Origin of the sequence: Pseudoalteromonas sp. APC 3224 (assembly GCF_030407535.1) — a bacterium.
In the GTDB taxonomy this organism is placed as follows: domain Bacteria; phylum Pseudomonadota; class Gammaproteobacteria; order Enterobacterales; family Alteromonadaceae; genus Pseudoalteromonas.
In genome coordinates this window covers 1-16838 of sequence record NZ_JASDDF010000006.1, presented here as the reverse complement: position 1 = coordinate 16838, position 16838 = coordinate 1, and the positions used below count along the sequence as shown (strand labels likewise).

16 protein-coding genes are annotated in these 16838 nt (G+C 41.4%); 4 read left to right on the top strand and 12 right to left on the bottom strand.

From position 1 onward, the window contains the following. Positions 1-84 precede the first annotated feature (84 nt). The 11 genes from hflX to cutA all read right to left on the bottom strand — a co-directional run bounded on the left by hflX (position 85) and on the right by cutA (position 11156). The gene (hflX, locus tag QL989_RS04310) at positions 85-1368 is read right to left on the bottom strand and encodes a ribosome rescue GTPase HflX (RefSeq protein ID WP_010391685.1); all 1284 of its coding nucleotides are present in this window, start codon (positions 1366-1368) and stop codon (positions 85-87) included. Between the two features lie 16 nt (positions 1369-1384). Then, complete coding sequence (gene hfq / locus QL989_RS04305) at positions 1385-1648, bottom strand: RNA chaperone Hfq (RefSeq protein WP_008113494.1); 264 nt, start codon at positions 1646-1648, stop codon at positions 1385-1387. Between the two features lie 81 nt (positions 1649-1729). Beyond that, positions 1730-2647, bottom strand: coding sequence for a tRNA (adenosine(37)-N6)-dimethylallyltransferase MiaA (gene miaA, locus QL989_RS04300; protein WP_054202670.1), 918 nt, complete (start codon positions 2645-2647; stop codon positions 1730-1732). A gap of 10 nt (positions 2648-2657) precedes the next feature. After that, positions 2658-4484, bottom strand: a complete 1827-nt coding sequence (gene mutL, locus QL989_RS04295; RefSeq protein WP_290168529.1) for a DNA mismatch repair endonuclease MutL — start codon at positions 4482-4484, stop codon at positions 2658-2660. A gap of 30 nt (positions 4485-4514) precedes the next feature. Beyond that, positions 4515-5858 (bottom strand): N-acetylmuramoyl-L-alanine amidase, encoded by a 1344-nt coding sequence (locus QL989_RS04290; RefSeq protein WP_010391681.1) that lies wholly within the window; start codon positions 5856-5858, stop codon positions 4515-4517. Between the two features lie 28 nt (positions 5859-5886). After that, positions 5887-6354, bottom strand: coding sequence for a tRNA (adenosine(37)-N6)-threonylcarbamoyltransferase complex ATPase subunit type 1 TsaE (tsaE, locus tag QL989_RS04285; RefSeq protein ID WP_290168526.1), 468 nt, complete (start codon positions 6352-6354; stop codon positions 5887-5889). A 126-nt stretch (positions 6355-6480) separates the two neighbouring features. Beyond that, entirely contained in the window at positions 6481-7821 is a 1341-nt protein-coding gene (gene accC / locus QL989_RS04280; protein ID WP_010391679.1) for an acetyl-CoA carboxylase biotin carboxylase subunit, read from the bottom strand. A gap of 26 nt (positions 7822-7847) precedes the next feature. Beyond that, on the bottom strand, positions 7848-8315 hold the full coding sequence (gene accB, locus QL989_RS04275; protein ID WP_290168523.1) for an acetyl-CoA carboxylase biotin carboxyl carrier protein: 468 nt from the start codon (positions 8313-8315) through the stop codon (positions 7848-7850). Positions 8316-8348: 33 nt separating this feature from the next. After that, the gene (aroQ, locus tag QL989_RS04270) at positions 8349-8801 is read right to left on the bottom strand and encodes a type II 3-dehydroquinate dehydratase (protein WP_290168521.1); all 453 of its coding nucleotides are present in this window, start codon (positions 8799-8801) and stop codon (positions 8349-8351) included. A 229-nt stretch (positions 8802-9030) separates the two neighbouring features. Continuing rightward, positions 9031-10836 (bottom strand): protein-disulfide reductase DsbD, encoded by a 1806-nt coding sequence (locus tag QL989_RS04265; RefSeq protein WP_290168518.1) that lies wholly within the window; start codon positions 10834-10836, stop codon positions 9031-9033. After that, positions 10836-11156, bottom strand: a complete 321-nt coding sequence (gene cutA / locus QL989_RS04260) for a divalent-cation tolerance protein CutA (RefSeq protein WP_010391672.1) — start codon at positions 11154-11156, stop codon at positions 10836-10838. Before cutA ends, QL989_RS04265 begins: the two co-directional genes overlap by 1 nt. A 238-nt stretch (positions 11157-11394) precedes the next feature. On the opposite strand from cutA, the gene QL989_RS04255 reads away from it, so the two are divergent. The 4 genes from QL989_RS04255 to rnk all read left to right on the top strand — a co-directional run bounded on the left by QL989_RS04255 (position 11395) and on the right by rnk (position 14559). Next, a complete protein-coding gene (locus QL989_RS04255) occupies positions 11395-11874 on the top strand; it encodes an FxsA family protein (protein ID WP_010391671.1) in 480 nt (159 codons plus the stop codon). A 109-nt stretch (positions 11875-11983) separates the two neighbouring features. Then, on the top strand, positions 11984-12271 hold the full coding sequence (locus QL989_RS04250) for a co-chaperone GroES (RefSeq protein WP_008113511.1): 288 nt from the start codon (positions 11984-11986) through the stop codon (positions 12269-12271). A gap of 49 nt (positions 12272-12320) precedes the next feature. After that, on the top strand, positions 12321-13970 hold the full coding sequence (gene groL / locus QL989_RS04245) for a chaperonin GroEL (protein ID WP_054202663.1): 1650 nt from the start codon (positions 12321-12323) through the stop codon (positions 13968-13970). A 175-nt stretch (positions 13971-14145) separates the two neighbouring features. Beyond that, entirely contained in the window at positions 14146-14559 is a 414-nt protein-coding gene (rnk, locus tag QL989_RS04240; protein WP_290168515.1) for a nucleoside diphosphate kinase regulator, read from the top strand. A 56-nt stretch (positions 14560-14615) separates the two neighbouring features. On the opposite strand, the gene QL989_RS04235 is transcribed toward rnk, so the two are convergent. Then, positions 14616-16112 carry an NAD(P)H-hydrate dehydratase gene (locus QL989_RS04235; protein WP_138604971.1) on the bottom strand — a complete coding sequence of 499 codons (1497 nt, stop codon included), beginning with the start codon at positions 16110-16112 and terminating at the stop codon, positions 14616-14618. Positions 16113-16838 lie beyond the last annotated feature (726 nt).

The window sequence follows — 16838 nt, the reverse complement described above, 5'->3', positions numbered from 1 at the left end:
AATAAATTCGGAAATTGTGTTAAATCTAACAAATCTTCTGCGTTTCTTATACTAAAACCGACATTAATCTTGCAGTTTTTAATCTCAGCTAATAAAACTTTCAATTTCAGGACCAAAATCTTTAATTAAACGGTTCCACTCAATCATAGGCAATCGTACATCAAGCAACCAATTACCTTGTTCATCAAACCGCTCATTGTGTACTGCACTTAAATTAAATAGTGATGCTCTTAAACGCCCATATTGTGGTGCGAGTAATAACGTTTCATTAAGCATTTGCTTAGCGAGTAAATCGCTAATAGCTTCACTAAGTAATTCACAGCCTTCGCCAGTTTTTGCAGATAGCCATACCCTTATAGGTTGGCCCTCGTCATCACGATCAATACGTGGCGTTACCTCATCCAGCGCATCAATTTTGTTATAAACTAATAACTGCGGTACCTCGTCGGCTTCAATTTCTTTGAGGACTTCTTGTACCTGTTCAATATTTTCTTTTCGGCGAGGATCAGCTACATCTATCACATGCAGTTGTAAATCGGCTTCACGCGTCTCGGTCAGAGTTGCTTTAAATGCAGCTACCAAATCATGCGGTAAGTGTCGAATAAACCCTACAGTATCGGCTAAAATAACAGAACCTACATCACCAATATCGAGTTTACGCAGTGTTGGATCTAGTGTGGCGAATAGCTGATCGGCTGCATATACATCTGAATCGGTAATATAATTAAACAGTGTTGATTTTCCGGCATTAGTGTAACCCACCAGCGACACTGTTGGAATTTCATTGCGCGTACGAGCACGTCGACCTTGCTCACGCTGTACAGCAACTTTAGCAAGTCTTGCACGAATATTTTTAATACGTGCGCGCAATAAACGTCGATCGGTTTCTAGCTGCGTTTCACCCGGACCACGTAAGCCTATCCCCCCTTTTTGGCGCTCAAGGTGGGTCCAACCACGAATTAAACGTGTAGACATGTGACGAAGCTGCGCCAACTCAACCTGAAGCTTACCTTCATGAGTACGGGCACGCTGAGCAAAAATATCAAGAATAAGTGTTGTTCTATCAAGTACCCGACATTGGCAAACACGCTCTAAATTGCGTTCTTGAGACGGACTCAACTGATGGTTAAAAATGACAACATCGGCATTGTGGATTTTGACAATTTCAGCTATTTCTTCCGCTTTGCCGGTACCGACAAATAGCTTGGGATGTGGTGCTTGACGGCTGCCTTGCACAACCGCCAAACTACTAACACCAGCAGAAGATACCAACATTTCTAATTCATGAAGATCTTCGCGATCCCCATCTTTAGGTAGGTCGATATGGACTAAAATTGCCTGTTCGCCAGATTCATAGCGGTCAAACAAGCATTACGCTCCTAATTTAAAAGTTTCCTGGTTCAGTTTCTTCAGTGTCTTCATTTCCCTGTACACCTTGGAAGTTGACTGCGCGTGCAGGTACAACTGTTGAAATTGCATGTTTATACACCATTTGATTAACAGTGTTTTCCAGTAAAATTACAAATTGGTCAAATGACTGAATTTTACCTTGTAATTTTATGCCATTTACCAAAAAGATTGATACTGGAATGCGCTCGCGGCGTAATGCATTTAAAAATGGGTCTTGTAACGATTGGCCTTTTGCCATGTTATTATTCCTTCGTTCTAGGTGTTATTATAATTAAGTGGCTGAACTAATTTAATAAAGCTAAATTTTGTCCAGCTACTACTAGCTTAGCGAACTTACTACACGATGCAAGTTTTCTTCATCACCGGTTGTTAACCACGTAACGTCAGGCCAACTTCTTAACCACGTTAATTGACGCTTAGCCAATTGACGAGTGGCAGCAATACCGCGAAAAACCATTTCATCATGGTCTATTTCACCCGCAAGGTAATCCCACATCTGTCTATAACCTACACAACGAATAGAAGGCATATTGGGATGTAAATCCTCACGTAGATATAGGGTCGAAACTTCTTTTTCAAACCCCTGTTCAATCATTATTTTAAACCTTTCTGCAATTCGCTGATGTAACTCTTTACGATCATCTGGAGCAATAGCAAATTGATGAAAAGTATAAGGTAAAGGTGGCTGTTTTTGCTTTTGCAATTCAGTCATTGTTTTACCTGTTATACGGTAAACCTCTAAAGCGCGATTAATTCGTTGTGAATCATTTTCACTCATCTTTTTCGCAGCTTGTGGATCTACTTTTAATAGCTCTTGATATAAATGTGGCCAACCGTACTGTTTCGCCTGTACCTCAAGCTCAGCTCTTATCTGCTCATCAGCCTCTGGTAGAGGGGATAATCCATCAATAAGGGCTTTAAAGTACATCATTGTACCTCCAACCAGTACAGGCACTTTACCTTGTTGATGAAATTTATCAATTTTTTCTATCGCATCGCGTCTAAAATCAGCTACTGAATAGGTTTCGCTTGGGTCGAGTAAGTCAATTAGGTGATGGGGTGCACGTGCTAGTTCGTCGGCATCCGGTTTAGCGGTACCAATATCCATACCTTTATAAACCAGTGCCGAATCAACGCTGATAATTTCAGTATTTAAATGCTCACACAGTGAAATTGCCAATGCTGTTTTACCAGCAGCGGTGGGGCCCATTAAAAATATGACCGGTAAATTACTCAACACGAATACCCTAATTAAATTGCGCTAGATAAGACTTTAGATCTATTTTAACTGCTTTTTCACGTAAACGTTCAATTGTTTGCGCATTATTTTGTAAGCGAGTTTGCTGTACTGCAAAGGCTTTACTGGCATAGAACCGTGTAGGTATTACATTTACCTGCCACGCTAGCCACTGATCAATACTTTCTAACTGAGCTTTACACCCATCAAGTAAGGCATCTACCGCGGTACTCACGTCAAGTAAGTACAAGCAAACAGGCAACTTCTTAACCATAACAAATTGTTTTTCAATTAAAAGTTCAAAGCCAAGCAAAGTAAACCATGATTGTTGCGTAGCCAGCAGTTCGATATCTTGTTTTGAGACATTAACCCGTACGGGTAATAACAATGCTTTGCCCTCAAGGCTGCCTTGCTCTTTAATTTGTGCAAGCCAATCATCCGCTAGCGCATATTTAAAGTGTGAACAATAAAGTTGGTTCTCATCATTAAACACACAAGCACCCTGTTCAATGGTTATTATATCGACAGTACGAAGCGCTGTATCTGATACTTGAGTCTCATCTGATTGCACAAATGGTCCTGGATTATCAAAGTGATGTGCTTGCTGCTCACTCACACCTTGATAAAACGCATTTACTTCATGGTAATTTCGACTTTCAGCACCTTGTTGATTACCTGTACCTTGAGTTACACCACTATAAGTTGTGCTATGCGCTAAAGATGACCGACTAGGCTGTAATGACGACTTAGGGTAATCAAACGGTTCACTACTGGTAGTAGTGTGTGCATTAAATGCTGCCACCGGAGGGCTATTATCATTAGCTTCACTGGAGCTTGAAAACTCAGCTTGCAGGGGCACAACAACTTGTTTTATCGCTTGCAAAATAAAGTCGTGTACTAAGCGCCCTTGATGAAAGCGCACCTCATGTTTAGCAGGATGAACGTTTACATCCACTTGACGTGGATCTATATCAATATAAATCACAAACCCAGGTAACTCTTGCTCACCGCTGACTTCTTCAAATGCTTGGCGAATAGCGTGCAAAATAAGTTTATCGCGCATCATACGATTATTTACATAGGTGTACTGTGTAGTATTAGCCGAGCCAACCGGCAGCACCCAGCCATGTAGTTGCAGCCCTGCTTCACCTGATTGAATATGCAGTCCCTGCTCAGCAAACGCTTTACCCGCCACTTGGGCAACTCGTGTAATCGCTTGAGCGGGTTCGGTTTTAGCGCGATACTGACGCACCACTTTTTCGTTATGGGTTAACGTAATTGATACGTCAAAGCGACTCAGTGCAATCCGCTTTATAAGCTCATCGATATGGCTAAACTCAGTTTTTTCGGTACGCAAAAACTTGCGCCGTGCTGGGGTATTAAAAAATAAATCTTTTACTTCAATTGTGGTACCGCTGGGATGTGCCACAGGCTTTACCTCTACGGCCATATCTCTGCCTTGCGCAAAGGCTTGCCAAGCGGCCTCTTGCTGTTCGGGCTTAGAACTTAAGGTTAAGCGAGATACCGAGCTAATAGACGCGAGAGCTTCGCCTCTAAAGCCTAAAGAGCAAATATTTTCTAAGTCATCGAGCGACTTTAGTTTACTGGTAGCATGGCGAGAAAGCGCTAATGTGAGCTCCTCTTTTGCAATGCCTGAACCATTATCACGAATTCGAATCAGCTTATGACCACCGCGTTCAATATCTATTTGAATACGTGTCGCACCTGCATCTAGGCTATTTTCTACTAACTCTTTAACCACCGACGCGGGACGCTCAACAACTTCACCCGCCGCAATTTGGTTTGCCAAGCGCGCAGGTAATATTTCAATACTCATAAAAACCTTAAATGTTGTGCGCTTTTAAAATTAACTCTGAGGAATATCAAGTTCCTGGCCAATAAATAGCGTATTTGAACTGAGCTTATTAACCTGTTTTATTTTACTAATACTAACGCCATATCGACCAGCCAACATACTCAGTGACTCCCCCGGACGTACCTTGTGCTTTGTTGGGTATTGAGACTTTAATGACGCAAACAGTGAGTCGTCAGGCGGGTTGCGTAAATAGTAATTTTTAATTGAGGTAAACATCGCTTTCGCCAAACGCTCTTGGTGATTGGCGCTTTTTAGTAGTCGTTCTTCACGAGGATTAGAGATAAACCCAGTTTCAACCAAAATAGACGGAATATCTGGCGACTTCAATACTGCAAGGCTGGCATGTTGCGGTGCCTTTTTGTGCATTTTTGCTACTTTTTTTAATTCTTTTATCACTTCATCTGCAACACTTAGCCCTGTTTTCATGGAATGATCCATCGACATATCAAGCAAGGCTTGTGCTAAGTACTTTTCATTTGCAGCATCTTTAATTACATCGGCAGCACCGCCAAGTAACTCTGAGTGTTTTTCTTTATCCTCAATCCATTTACCAATTTCCGAATTGGCACGTCGCAGCGACAACACCCATACAGAAGCACCATTGGGTCCCGGACTGGTAAATGCATCTGCATGAATAGAGACAAAAAAATCGGCTTTTTTCTGGCGAGCGCGATTAGTCCGTGTATTAAGTTTAACAAAGTAATCGCCACTGCGAACCATACGCGAAATCATACCGCGCTCAGCATCAATCATGCGCTCTAAACGCTTAGCAATTTGCAAAGTGATGTCTTTTTCGTAAGTACCTGATGGGCCAATGGAACCTGGGTCTTCACCACCATGGCCTGCATCAATAGCAATTACAATATCGCGCTCTTGGCTTAACTGGCGTTTTTTAGCCGCCGTTTGTGCAGGACTAACCGCCCCTTTTGATTGACTTTTGTCGTATAAGTCGACCACCAACCTGTTTTTATAAGGGCCTGTGGGGGCAAGTGCAAATATAACCGGTTTAACTGGCCCATTTAATTCAAACACTAAACGCACGCTGCGTTTATTTTTAGGTTTTGAATAACGTAACTTGCTAACAATTTGGTGTTTTGGTGGCACACCTGGCAATGTTTTTAATTCATCAGTGTTTTCTAGATCAACCACTAAACGACTTGGGTTTTTTAGCATAAAGTAACTGAAGTCGGGTTTATCATCGAGATCAAACACCACCCGAGTGCTATCAGGTGATGGCCAGACACGCACACTATTAATAGTGTTTTGCGCCCACAATGGCAAGCTCACTGTAAAAACCATGAGGTAAATAAAAAGCTTAACTAAACCACGACTCATTTTGATAATCACTGCCTTAACTATTTTATTATCTATTATTTAGTTTTTTGATAATTGCTACACCACGCTCACTCGCACTGTTAATAACAATTTTACGCTCATCACCTACATAACTTAGCGTAGCATTTAGATCGGGAACAGGAATAAATTCGCCGCCTTTTTCCGGCCACTCAACTATACAAGTTGCCGTTTCTGAAAAATAATCGCGAATCCCCATAAATTCAAGCTCTTCTGGGTCACCTAATCGATATAAGTCAAAATGATAAACATTGCCACGCACAAGCTCGTAGGGTTCGACAAGTGTATAGGTGGGACTTTTAACCTTACCTGTATGACCAAAACCTTGCACTATACCGCGAGTAAATGTCGTTTTACCGGCCCCTAAGTCACCATGCAAATAAATAACTGCGCCCTGCTCTATTATGGCAGCTAATTTATTACCCATAGCAACAGTGGCATTTTCATCGACTAAATGAAAATTAAAACTACACGACATGATTACCTCAAAATTTACGAAAAGCGCATATTTGTTAATCATACCAGATTATTTATTTAAGGTGATACTGCCTCTTTTTTAAAGATAAAAAAACCGGCTTAAGCCGGTTTTTAATTAGCATGGACTTTACAGTCCTAATTTCTTCTCAAGGTAGTGGATATTTGTGCCACCATTTTTGAAGTTTTCATCTGCAAGAATACGTTTATGCAGTGGCGTATTGGTTTTAATACCATCGATAACGAGTTCATTAAGCGCATTACGTGCTCGGGCGATAGCGACATCACGGTTTTCACCGTAAGTGATCAGCTTACCAATCATAGAATCGTAATGTGGAGGAACGGTGTAGTCAGCGTAAATATGACTGTCCCAACGAATACCTAAACCACCAGCTGGGTGAAAACGGGTAATCTTACCTGGCGATGGAATAAAGGTTTCTGGGTCTTCAGCATTAATACGACACTCAATAGCATGACCACGAATAACCACATCTTCTTGAGTGAATGACAAAGGCTGACCAGCGGCAATTTTTAACTGCTCTTTGATTAAATCAACACCGGTAACCATTTCAGTTACAGGGTGCTCAACCTGAATACGGGTATTCATTTCAATGAAGTAAAATTCACCGTTCTCGTATAAAAACTCAAACGTACCCGCACCACGATAACCAATTTCAATACATGCGCGAGTACAACGCTCACCAATGAACTTACGTACTTCTGCAGTAATCCCTGGTGCTGGTGCTTCTTCAACTACTTTTTGGTGACGACGCTGCATTGAACAATCACGCTCACCTAAGTGAACCGCATTGCCTTGACCGTCGGCCAATACTTGTACTTCAATGTGACGTGGGTTTTCAAGGAATTTCTCCATGTAAACCATGCTGTTGCCAAAGAACTGCTTTGCTTCTTGTTGCGTAAGCGAAATTGAATTGATTAACTCAGCTTCGTTGCGAACAACACGCATACCGCGGCCACCGCCGCCGCCAGCTGCTTTAATAATTACCGGGTAACCAATACGCTTAGCAATTTGCATGTTGCGTTCTTTATCATCCGATACCGGACCATCAGAGCCAGGTACACAAGGAACACCCGCTTTACGCATCGCTTCGATTGCCGATACTTTATCGCCCATTAGACGAATAGTATCGCCACGAGGACCGATAAATACAAAGCCACTTTGCTCAACTTGGTCGGCAAAGTCTGCATTTTCAGCAAGAAAACCATAACCTGGGTGGATAGCGACTGCATCAGTAATTTCTGCTGCGGCAATAATGCGTGGAATGTCTAAGTAACTTTCAGTTGCTGCTGGTTTACCAATACAGATGGTTTCATCTGCTAGTAATACGTGCTTAAGATCGCGATCCGCCGTTGAATGCACAGCAACCGTTTTGATCCCAAGCTCTTTGCAGGCGCGCAATATACGAAGTGCAATTTCACCTCGGTTTGCAATGACTACTTTATCTAACATGAGAGTTGGCCTTTTACGTTGCGCTATTATTCAATGATGAATAAAGGTTGATCAAATTCTACTGGCTCGCCGTTTTCTACTAAGATAGCTTTTACTGTACCGGCTTTATCTGACTCAATTTGGTTCATCATTTTCATTGCTTCAACGATACATAACGTGTCGCCAACTTTAACCTGAGAGCCCACTTCAACATATGCTGGTGCTTCTGGAGAAGCTGCTGCATAAAAAGAACCTACCATAGGTGATTTAACTTGATGGCCTGTAAGACCTGCAGGTGCTTCAGACTCTACGGCTGCAGGTGCTGATGGTGCAGCCGCGGCTGGAGCAGGTGCTGCTGGGGCGTATTGCTGAGGTGCGAATTGCGCATACGCAGGACCGGCACTCATGTTATTACGGTTAATACGTACTGATTCTTCACCTTCAGTGATTTCTAGTTCTGCAATACCTGATTCTTCTACTAATTCAATTAGTTTTTTGATCTTGCGAATATCCATAAACGGCCCGCCTATTAGTTTGTTAGTTTAAATTTAGTTTGAGTTTTGCAATCGGCTGACTGCTGCATTTAAAGCAGCGTGATAACCCATTGCACCTAATCCACAAATAACGCCTTGCGCCACATCAGAAAAATAAGAATGATGGCGAAACGTTTCACGTGCATGCACATTACTTAAGTGCACTTCAAAAAACGGAATATCAACGCTTAGCAATGCATCACGTAATGCGACGCTTGTGTGCGTAAATGCTGCAGGGTTAATTATTATGTAATCAACCGCTTGCCAAGCATCATGAATGCGTTCAATGAGCGCTTGTTCACTATTACTTTGAAAATGCGTTAACTCCACACCTAAACTATTAGCAGCGCTGTTTAACTCGCTCACAATATGCTCTAAAGAATGCGAACCGTACTTATCAGGTTCACGCTTTCCTAGCATGTTTAAATTTGGGCCATTTACAACTAAAATCTTTAATTTTGCAGCCATAATACGCGATATATCCTATAAGTAATGAGTTAAGCGGTTACCAACTAGTTTTTCTCTAAAAAGTAAGCAGAAAAAAGTAAGATAGCAACAATTTCTCACGTTAACCAACTATTATAGTGATTTCGAAGTAAATAGCAGCAAAATACTGGTCTAATCTCTATTTCGGGGACTATCTTAAAGGGAGAATAGTGGCACAACATTACCAATCATGTTGTGCCATAAAGAATGGTTATTCAGCGCTGGCACGCACTGCAGCTAGGTGCTTAGCAAAATCATCTGCATTTAAAAAGCCAGTTACACGTTGTGTACTTAACTCTTCACCTTGAGTATTGAAGAATAAAATACTCGGTAAACCAAACACTGAATATGCTTCCATTAGCTCAATTGTTTCATTATCGCTTTGGGTTAAGTCAATTTGAATCAGTTGATAATGACTAAACTCACTTTGCACTTGCGGGTCAGGAAATGTGTAATGCTCAAACTCTTTACACGCCACACACCAGTCAGCGTATAAGTCCACCATTACCATACGACCCTCACTATTTGCTTGTGAAACTGCTTGCTTCAACTCGGCTAAGTTAGCAACGTGCTTAAACTCATTGCTTTGCGTGGTTGTTTGCAAGCTCACGTTTTGTGTTGGCCAAAAATAATTTTTGGTTAAATTAAAGCCCGTAAGCACTAATAAAACAGCAATAACCCACAATAAGGTTTTTAATTTACCTTGTGCTTGGGCGCTTTGCCAATGATGAAAATAAAGCGCTGTGGCGATAGCTAATAGACCTGCTAATAGTAAAATTATCTCGATATCGATAATTCGCTCTAACAAAATAAGTGGCACAACTAACATAATAAAACCAAATAAGGTTTTAACTTGTTCCATCCATCCGCCAGCTTTCGGTAATAACTTACCTCCCGATGTACCAAGGAGTAACAACGGTAAACCCATTCCTAGGCTAAGTACATAAAGCGTTAGTCCACCCACTAAGTAATCGCCGCTTTGTGCCACAAATAATAATGCGGCTGATAAAGGCGCAGTGGTACAAGGTGATGCAATAAGCCCTGATAAAACCCCCATCAGGAATACCCCAATGTAGTTACCGCCTTTTTGGTTGTTACTCACTTGGGTTAGCTTGTTCATCATGCCGCTGGGTAACTTTATTTCGTACCAACCGAACATCGACATAGCCAACAACACAAACAATAAGCTAAAACTTATCAATACATATGGGTGCTGTAAGTAACCTTGTACTTGGCCGCCTAATGCAGCAACCACTAACCCCAATGCGGCATAGGTAACCGCCATACCTTGAATATAAACAAATGATAGGGCAAATGCTTTTTTGGTAGACAGGTTCTTTTGACCCGCAATTAAGCTAGATAAAATAGGAAACATCGGAAATACACAAGGTGTAAATGCCAAACCTACGCCCACAGCAAAAAATATAGCTAAATTAACCATTAAGCTTTGGCTGGCTAACTGCTCTGTAAAGGTGAGCTCTTTCTCGGGTGTTGCTGTAGTAACAGGTTTTTCTACAGGTTGGCTAAGTGCCGCAAATGCACTACTTGCTGCTGTATTTTCATTAGTATTAGTTTCACTTGCTAGTACACTTAATGGAATGCTGATGATTTCAGGTGGATAACACAGCCCTGCTTTTGCACAACCTTGATAACGCACCTTAACAACGCCATCTTCACTGATATTACTCAACTTGCTAATAACGCTGATAGAATTAAAAAACACCTCAGTTTTGCCAAAAAACTCATCTTCAATTATTTCACCAGAGCCCAACTCAGGCACATCAATGCTGGCACCTTTGGCAATAATTTCTATTTTGTCTTTATATAGATAATAGTCATCAGCGATATCCCAACCAACAAATAACGTACTTCCTTGCTGGTCAAAATCAAATACAAACGCTTCATTGACTGGTAAAAATGTATGCTGAGTGGGTTTTAGAAAATCATCAAGGGTATTTTGTGTTGCCCAAGCAGGCGCTATTAAAACACTTAATAAAAAAAATAAAATAAAGCGCATTAATGAAGTACCTCATCCATCCAATTAAAGTAAGCCAAGTTACCCGTTGCTACATCAACAACTTGTATTTCTGGTACTTCGTAGCTGTGAAGATCTTTTAAGGTTAAAAATACATCGTTCATTTTGTCAGCCTTAGTTTTAATTAGTAGTTTTACTTCAGTTGCCTCGGCTACTTCACCTTCCCATATGTAAATAGAACTCATGGCCGGTAAAATATTTACACAAGCGGCTAGTTTCTTTTCTATTAGCGCCATAGCCAATAAACGGGCTTCATCGTTATCTTTGCAAGTGGTAAAAATAAGTTTAAATTGCGTTGTCATAGTGAACCTTTACTTGTTTATGGGGGTCTAGCCCCATAGTAGCTGATAGCGGGTGTAATGTGTAGACACGAACTCTGCCAACATTTTGGGTCTTTGCAGTCAAGTGACTTAAACCCACTAGCTATAATTTTACTAACATTAGAGTTGATTACTTACTCTTATTAGCTTGAAAATAGACCCGACAACCCTCACTTATATTTCATTAGCACCTTAATGAGTGTCATTTTTAGAGAGTCTTATGTTTAGAATTTTATTTTTACTGTTTATCATCATCCCTATTATTGAAATTGCTTTACTAATTCAGGTTAGTGACGTTATAGGTGGCTTCGCAACAATCGCTTTGGTGGTACTAACTGCTATTGTGGGTGCGAAAATGGTGAAACAGCAAGGAATGGGCGCACTACAAAACGTACAAGTGCAAATGGCTCAAGGGCAAATGCCGGCTAAAGAGTTGTTTACTGGTATTTGCGTGATTATTGCTGGCGTACTTTTATTAACACCCGGCATTATGACGGATGTATTTGGCTTACTGCTTCTTACTCCAGCTATTCGCAATAAATTAGCCGCAGGACTTGCCAGCCAGGCAACGGTGAGAATGAGCGCTAGTATGCACCAAACGGGTACTTCAGGATTTTCACAACCTCATCAATCAATGCATCATGAGCAAGATGAAAACCGTCCCAATACTATAGATGGTGAATACGAGCGAAAAGATTAAAAATTTATCATTTTTTCTCTTGGAATTTTTCACTCTACCCCCATTAATGAAAGCAAATTAGATACACTTTTTTCTGTACTGTTCAGAAACTGTTAGGAGAACTAAAAACATGAACATTCGTCCTTTACAAGATCGCGTAATCATCAAGCGTCTAGAAGAAGAAACCAAGTCTGCTGGCGGTATTGTATTAACTGGCTCTGCAGCTGAAAAATCAACTCGTGGAGAAGTTGTTGCCGTAGGTAATGGTCGCGTTTTAGAAAATGGTGACGTTCGCGCGTTAGAAGTGAAAGCCGGTGACACTGTGTTATTTGGCTCATATGTTGAAAAAACTGAAAAGATCGAAGGTCAAGAATACCTGATCATGCGTGAAGATAATATTTTAGGCATTGTAGGCTAAACCTACTTTTCGTTTAACACACATTTTAAGAATTTAGAGGAAATTAAACATGGCAGCAAAAGAAGTACTGTTTGCAGGCGACGCACGTGCAAAAATGCTAACTGGCGTAAACATTTTAGCAAACGCAGTAAAAGTAACATTGGGCCCTAAAGGTCGTAACGTTGTACTAGACAAATCATTTGGCTCTCCAGTAATCACTAAAGATGGTGTATCTGTAGCTAAAGAAATCGAACTTGAAGACAAGTTTGAAAACATGGGCGCACAAATGGTTAAAGAAGTAGCGTCTAAAGCAAATGATGCTGCTGGTGACGGTACCACTACCGCAACCGTGCTTGCTCAATCTATTGTTAACGAAGGTCTTAAAGCAGTTGCTGCGGGTATGAACCCAATGGATCTTAAGCGCGGTATTGATAAAGCAATCATTGCTGCAACAGCAGAACTTAAAGCTCTTTCTGTCCCATGTTCTGATACTAAAGCAATTGCACAAGTAGGTACTATTTCAGCTAACTCTGATAAAGAGATTGGTGAAATTATTGCTGATGCAATGGAAAAAGTAGGCCGTAATACTGGTGTTATCACGGTTGAAGAAGGTCAATCACTTGAAAACGAACTAGATGTTGTAGAAGGCATGCAGTTTGACCGTGGTTACTTATCTCCATACTTCATCAACAACGCTGAAAAAGGCGCAGTTGAACTAGATAACCCATTTATCTTACTTGTAGATAAAAAAATATCTAACATCCGTGAATTATTACCAACATTAGAAGCGGTTGCAAAAGCAAGCAAGCCTCTACTTATCATCGCAGAAGACCTTGAGGGTGAAGCGTTAGCGACACTAGTAGTGAATAACATGCGTGGTATTGTAAAAGTATCAGCGGTTAAAGCACCTGGCTTTGGCGATCGTCGTAAAGCAATGCTACAGGATATCGCGGTATTAACTGGCGGTACTGTAATTTCTGAAGAAATCGGCCTTGAACTTGAAAAAGCAACAGTTGAAGACTTAGGTACAGCTAAGCGCGTAGTAATCACTAAAGATGATACAACAATCATTGATGGTGCTGGTGAAGAAGACGGTATCAACGGCCGTGTTGCTCAAATCAAAGCACAAATTGAAGAAGCGACTTCAGACTACGATAAAGAAAAGCTACAAGAGCGCATGGCTAAGTTAGCTGGCGGTGTTGCTGTAATCAAAGTAGGTGCCGCTACTGAAATTGAAATGAAAGAGAAAAAAGACCGTGTTGAAGATGCATTACATGCAACTCGCGCAGCGGTTGAAGAAGGTGTAGTACCAGGTGGTGGTGTTGCATTAGTACGTGCTGCTAGCAAGCTAGTTGAGCTACTTGGCGACAATGAAGACCAAAACCACGGTATTAAAGTGGCACTTCGTGCGATGGAAGCACCACTTCGTCAAATCGTTACAAACGCAGGCGATGAAGCATCAGTTGTTATTAACGCAGTTAAAGGCGGAGAAGGTAACTACGGTTACAATGCAGCCACTGGCGAATACAGCGACATGATTGAAATGGGCATCCTAGATCCAACTAAAGTAACACGCTCTGCATTACAATTTGCAGGATCGATTGCTGGTCTAATGATCACTACAGAGGCTATGGTTGCTGAAATTCCTAAAGAAGAAGCAGCTGGTGCACCTGATATGGGTGGCATGGGCGGCATGGGTGGAATGGGCGGCATGATGTAATCATCCCCTAAACACTTAGCTCAAATAAAAACCCAGCTTCGGCTGGGTTTTTAGCAATAGAGATAAAATAAATTCACTAAACAACAATAAAATTAACTCAGTGTATTCCAATGCAACTGAGTTCCTGCAAGCTATACCAGAGTAAATTTTATTTAACATGATTAAGGATATTAAGTTGAATACAAAACCTGAAATTATCATTTCATCGCTGGATGCAGATAGGTTGTACACACTAATGGAGTCGTTGCCTGCAAACAGCTTTGCGGGTGAAAAAGAACTTGAAGCAGAACTTGCACGAGCCAGCATAGTTGAGCCGCACGAAGTTCCCTCAACCGTGGTAACCATGAATTCAACTGTGAACTTTGTTGTTGAATCTACAGGCGAAGAGTTTACTTTAACGCTTGTTTACCCAAAAAATATTGATTCAATTGGCGACAAAATATCAATCTTAGCCCCTGTAGGTAGTGCATTACTTGGCCTTTCACAAGGTGATCAAATTGAATGGCCAAAGCCTGGCGGTGGATTAGTAACAGTAAACATCAAAGAAGTTACTTATCAGCCTGAAAGAGCTGGTGAGCTTCACAGATAGTAGCCAAAACAAGCAGCGAAGACATTAGCTGGCACAGCCAGTCATTGCTGCTTTTACTATTTATGATTGATCAGTGCTCTTACATGCGCAAATAAATCACTGGCTAACATTCCTCTTTGCCCTGATTGTTCACAGGCTCTATCACCCGCCTTTGCATGTAACACAACGCCATAACATGCTGCCTCACTGGTATTTAATCCTTGAGCCATTAATGCCCCAATTATACCACTAAGCACATCACCACTTCCTCCTACAGCCAAACCAGGGTTACCATTTTCACATATCCAAGTATGCTCGGTATTATCGATTAGCGTACCTGCGCCCTTTAAAATAGAGGTCGCTGCGAAGTTGGTCGCACATTGTCGAGCATAATAAAAACGATCAGACTCAACCTCAGAGGTAGTTAAGTTTAATAACCGTGCAGCCTCTGCAGGATGAGGCGTTAGTACGGTATTATTTAATTTATGAGAAGATGATTGCTTAGCTAATAAGTTTAAGGCGTCTGCATCAATAACAGTAGGGATATTGTTTTGCTGGCAATAACGGATTGCCTGCTCAAAGGTTTTTTGGGCCCATTCATCTTGGCCTAAACCTGGACCGATAACTACACACGTTGACCATGCTAGGGCATCATCCAAGTGTTCACTAGTTACCATAAGTTCTGGTCGCCCGATGCTCACAGGTAAAACGGCATGTTCATGGGTATACACTTTTACCATTCCAGCACCAGACCTTAATCCACTTTCAGCACTTAATCTAATAGCTCCTGCAGAGCCGTGGTTTCCTCCTATACATAATAATTTTCCATGACTACCTTTATGGCTGCTCACTGAGCGCTCAGGCAAAGGTTTAAAGCTGTCTATATTGATAATCTGAGCAGAAGGGGTGGCTAGTTTCATAAATTGCTCGCCAATACCTAACTCGTCGAAATACAACTGCCCGGCATGCTGCTTTCCTTTAGTCGTGGTGAGTCCTTGCTTTATCCCAACTAATGTCATTGTTTTGGTGGCCATAATGGCTGTTCCTTGAGGACAGCCTGTATCTGCATTAATACCTGACGGCACATCAATACTCAGTATTGGTTTAGTGCTTTCATTTACCGCTTTAATAATAGTAGCAACATTATCGCGTACCGTATTCTCAAGACCAGTACCGAGTAATGCATCAATTATCACATCACACTCATCGAGTGCATCAGCGCTAAAGTTACAAATTTCACCACCGGCATCAATCCATTGCTTTTGTGCTTTTGCTGCATCTCCGGATAAGGCTTTATTCGGATTAATCGCGCAAACAACTACATGCCGATCTGCTTGTTTGATTAACCGAGCTACCTCATAACCATCTCCGGCATTATTTCCATTACCTGTAATAACTAACGTTTGTTTTGCATTAAAGGTTTTCCAACAGCAAAAAACAGCCTCCGCGGCACGCTGCATCAGCGTGTAAAGGTCTGCGCCGGTAGCATGAACTGCTTGTTCTTCATACCCTTTTATTTGTTTTGACAAATAGGTCCATTGCTCGTACTTAGGTGACGTTAGTAGTAATGACATAAACAGCTCAATTTAATAAGAATACCTAATTTCATTTTGGGCTTTATAAATTCTTTTTCAAGTAAAACATAGTTATGTAATCTATAAGGCTTTATTTAAGGATCTATTAACTTTATATAACGAGGATCACCATACAAGAGAAGTTAATAGGAGGTCAGCGTAAAGCAGGGCTTATTTTACCTAAAGCCGAATGCTTTGCACTTCTCTTACATTTGGAGTCGGTGTGCTACTTCGAAGCGACAGCAAAGTAGTATGTCCTGGAATCGGCTCTGATCAATTATCTTCCTTTAGCCTAATACCTTTAACCTTTTACATTTGTTTTTCACTTTTCTGCAGACGTAAAAAAGCCCGGCTCTTTCGAGTCGGGCTTTCTTGTATTTGGAGTCGGTGCGCTACTTCGTAGCGACAACGCAGTAGAATGTCTTAGTGCCCACAGCGATGGAGAGAGCCACATAACAAATGCTACGCTCTCATCCTCTGTCGTGTTCTTCGTGTTCTTTTATCCTTGGGTTTCGTGATACTCAACCCACGCTACGGTTGTCTGATTAACGCAGTGCAACTGATAGCTGACGGCTGACGGCTGACGGCTAATATTTTCACTTTTCTGTAGACGTAAAAAAGCCCGACTCTTTCGAATCGGGCTTTCTTGTATTTGGAGCCTGGTAATGACCTACTTTCACATAACAAATGCTACACTATCATCGGCGCTGTTTCGTTTCACTACTG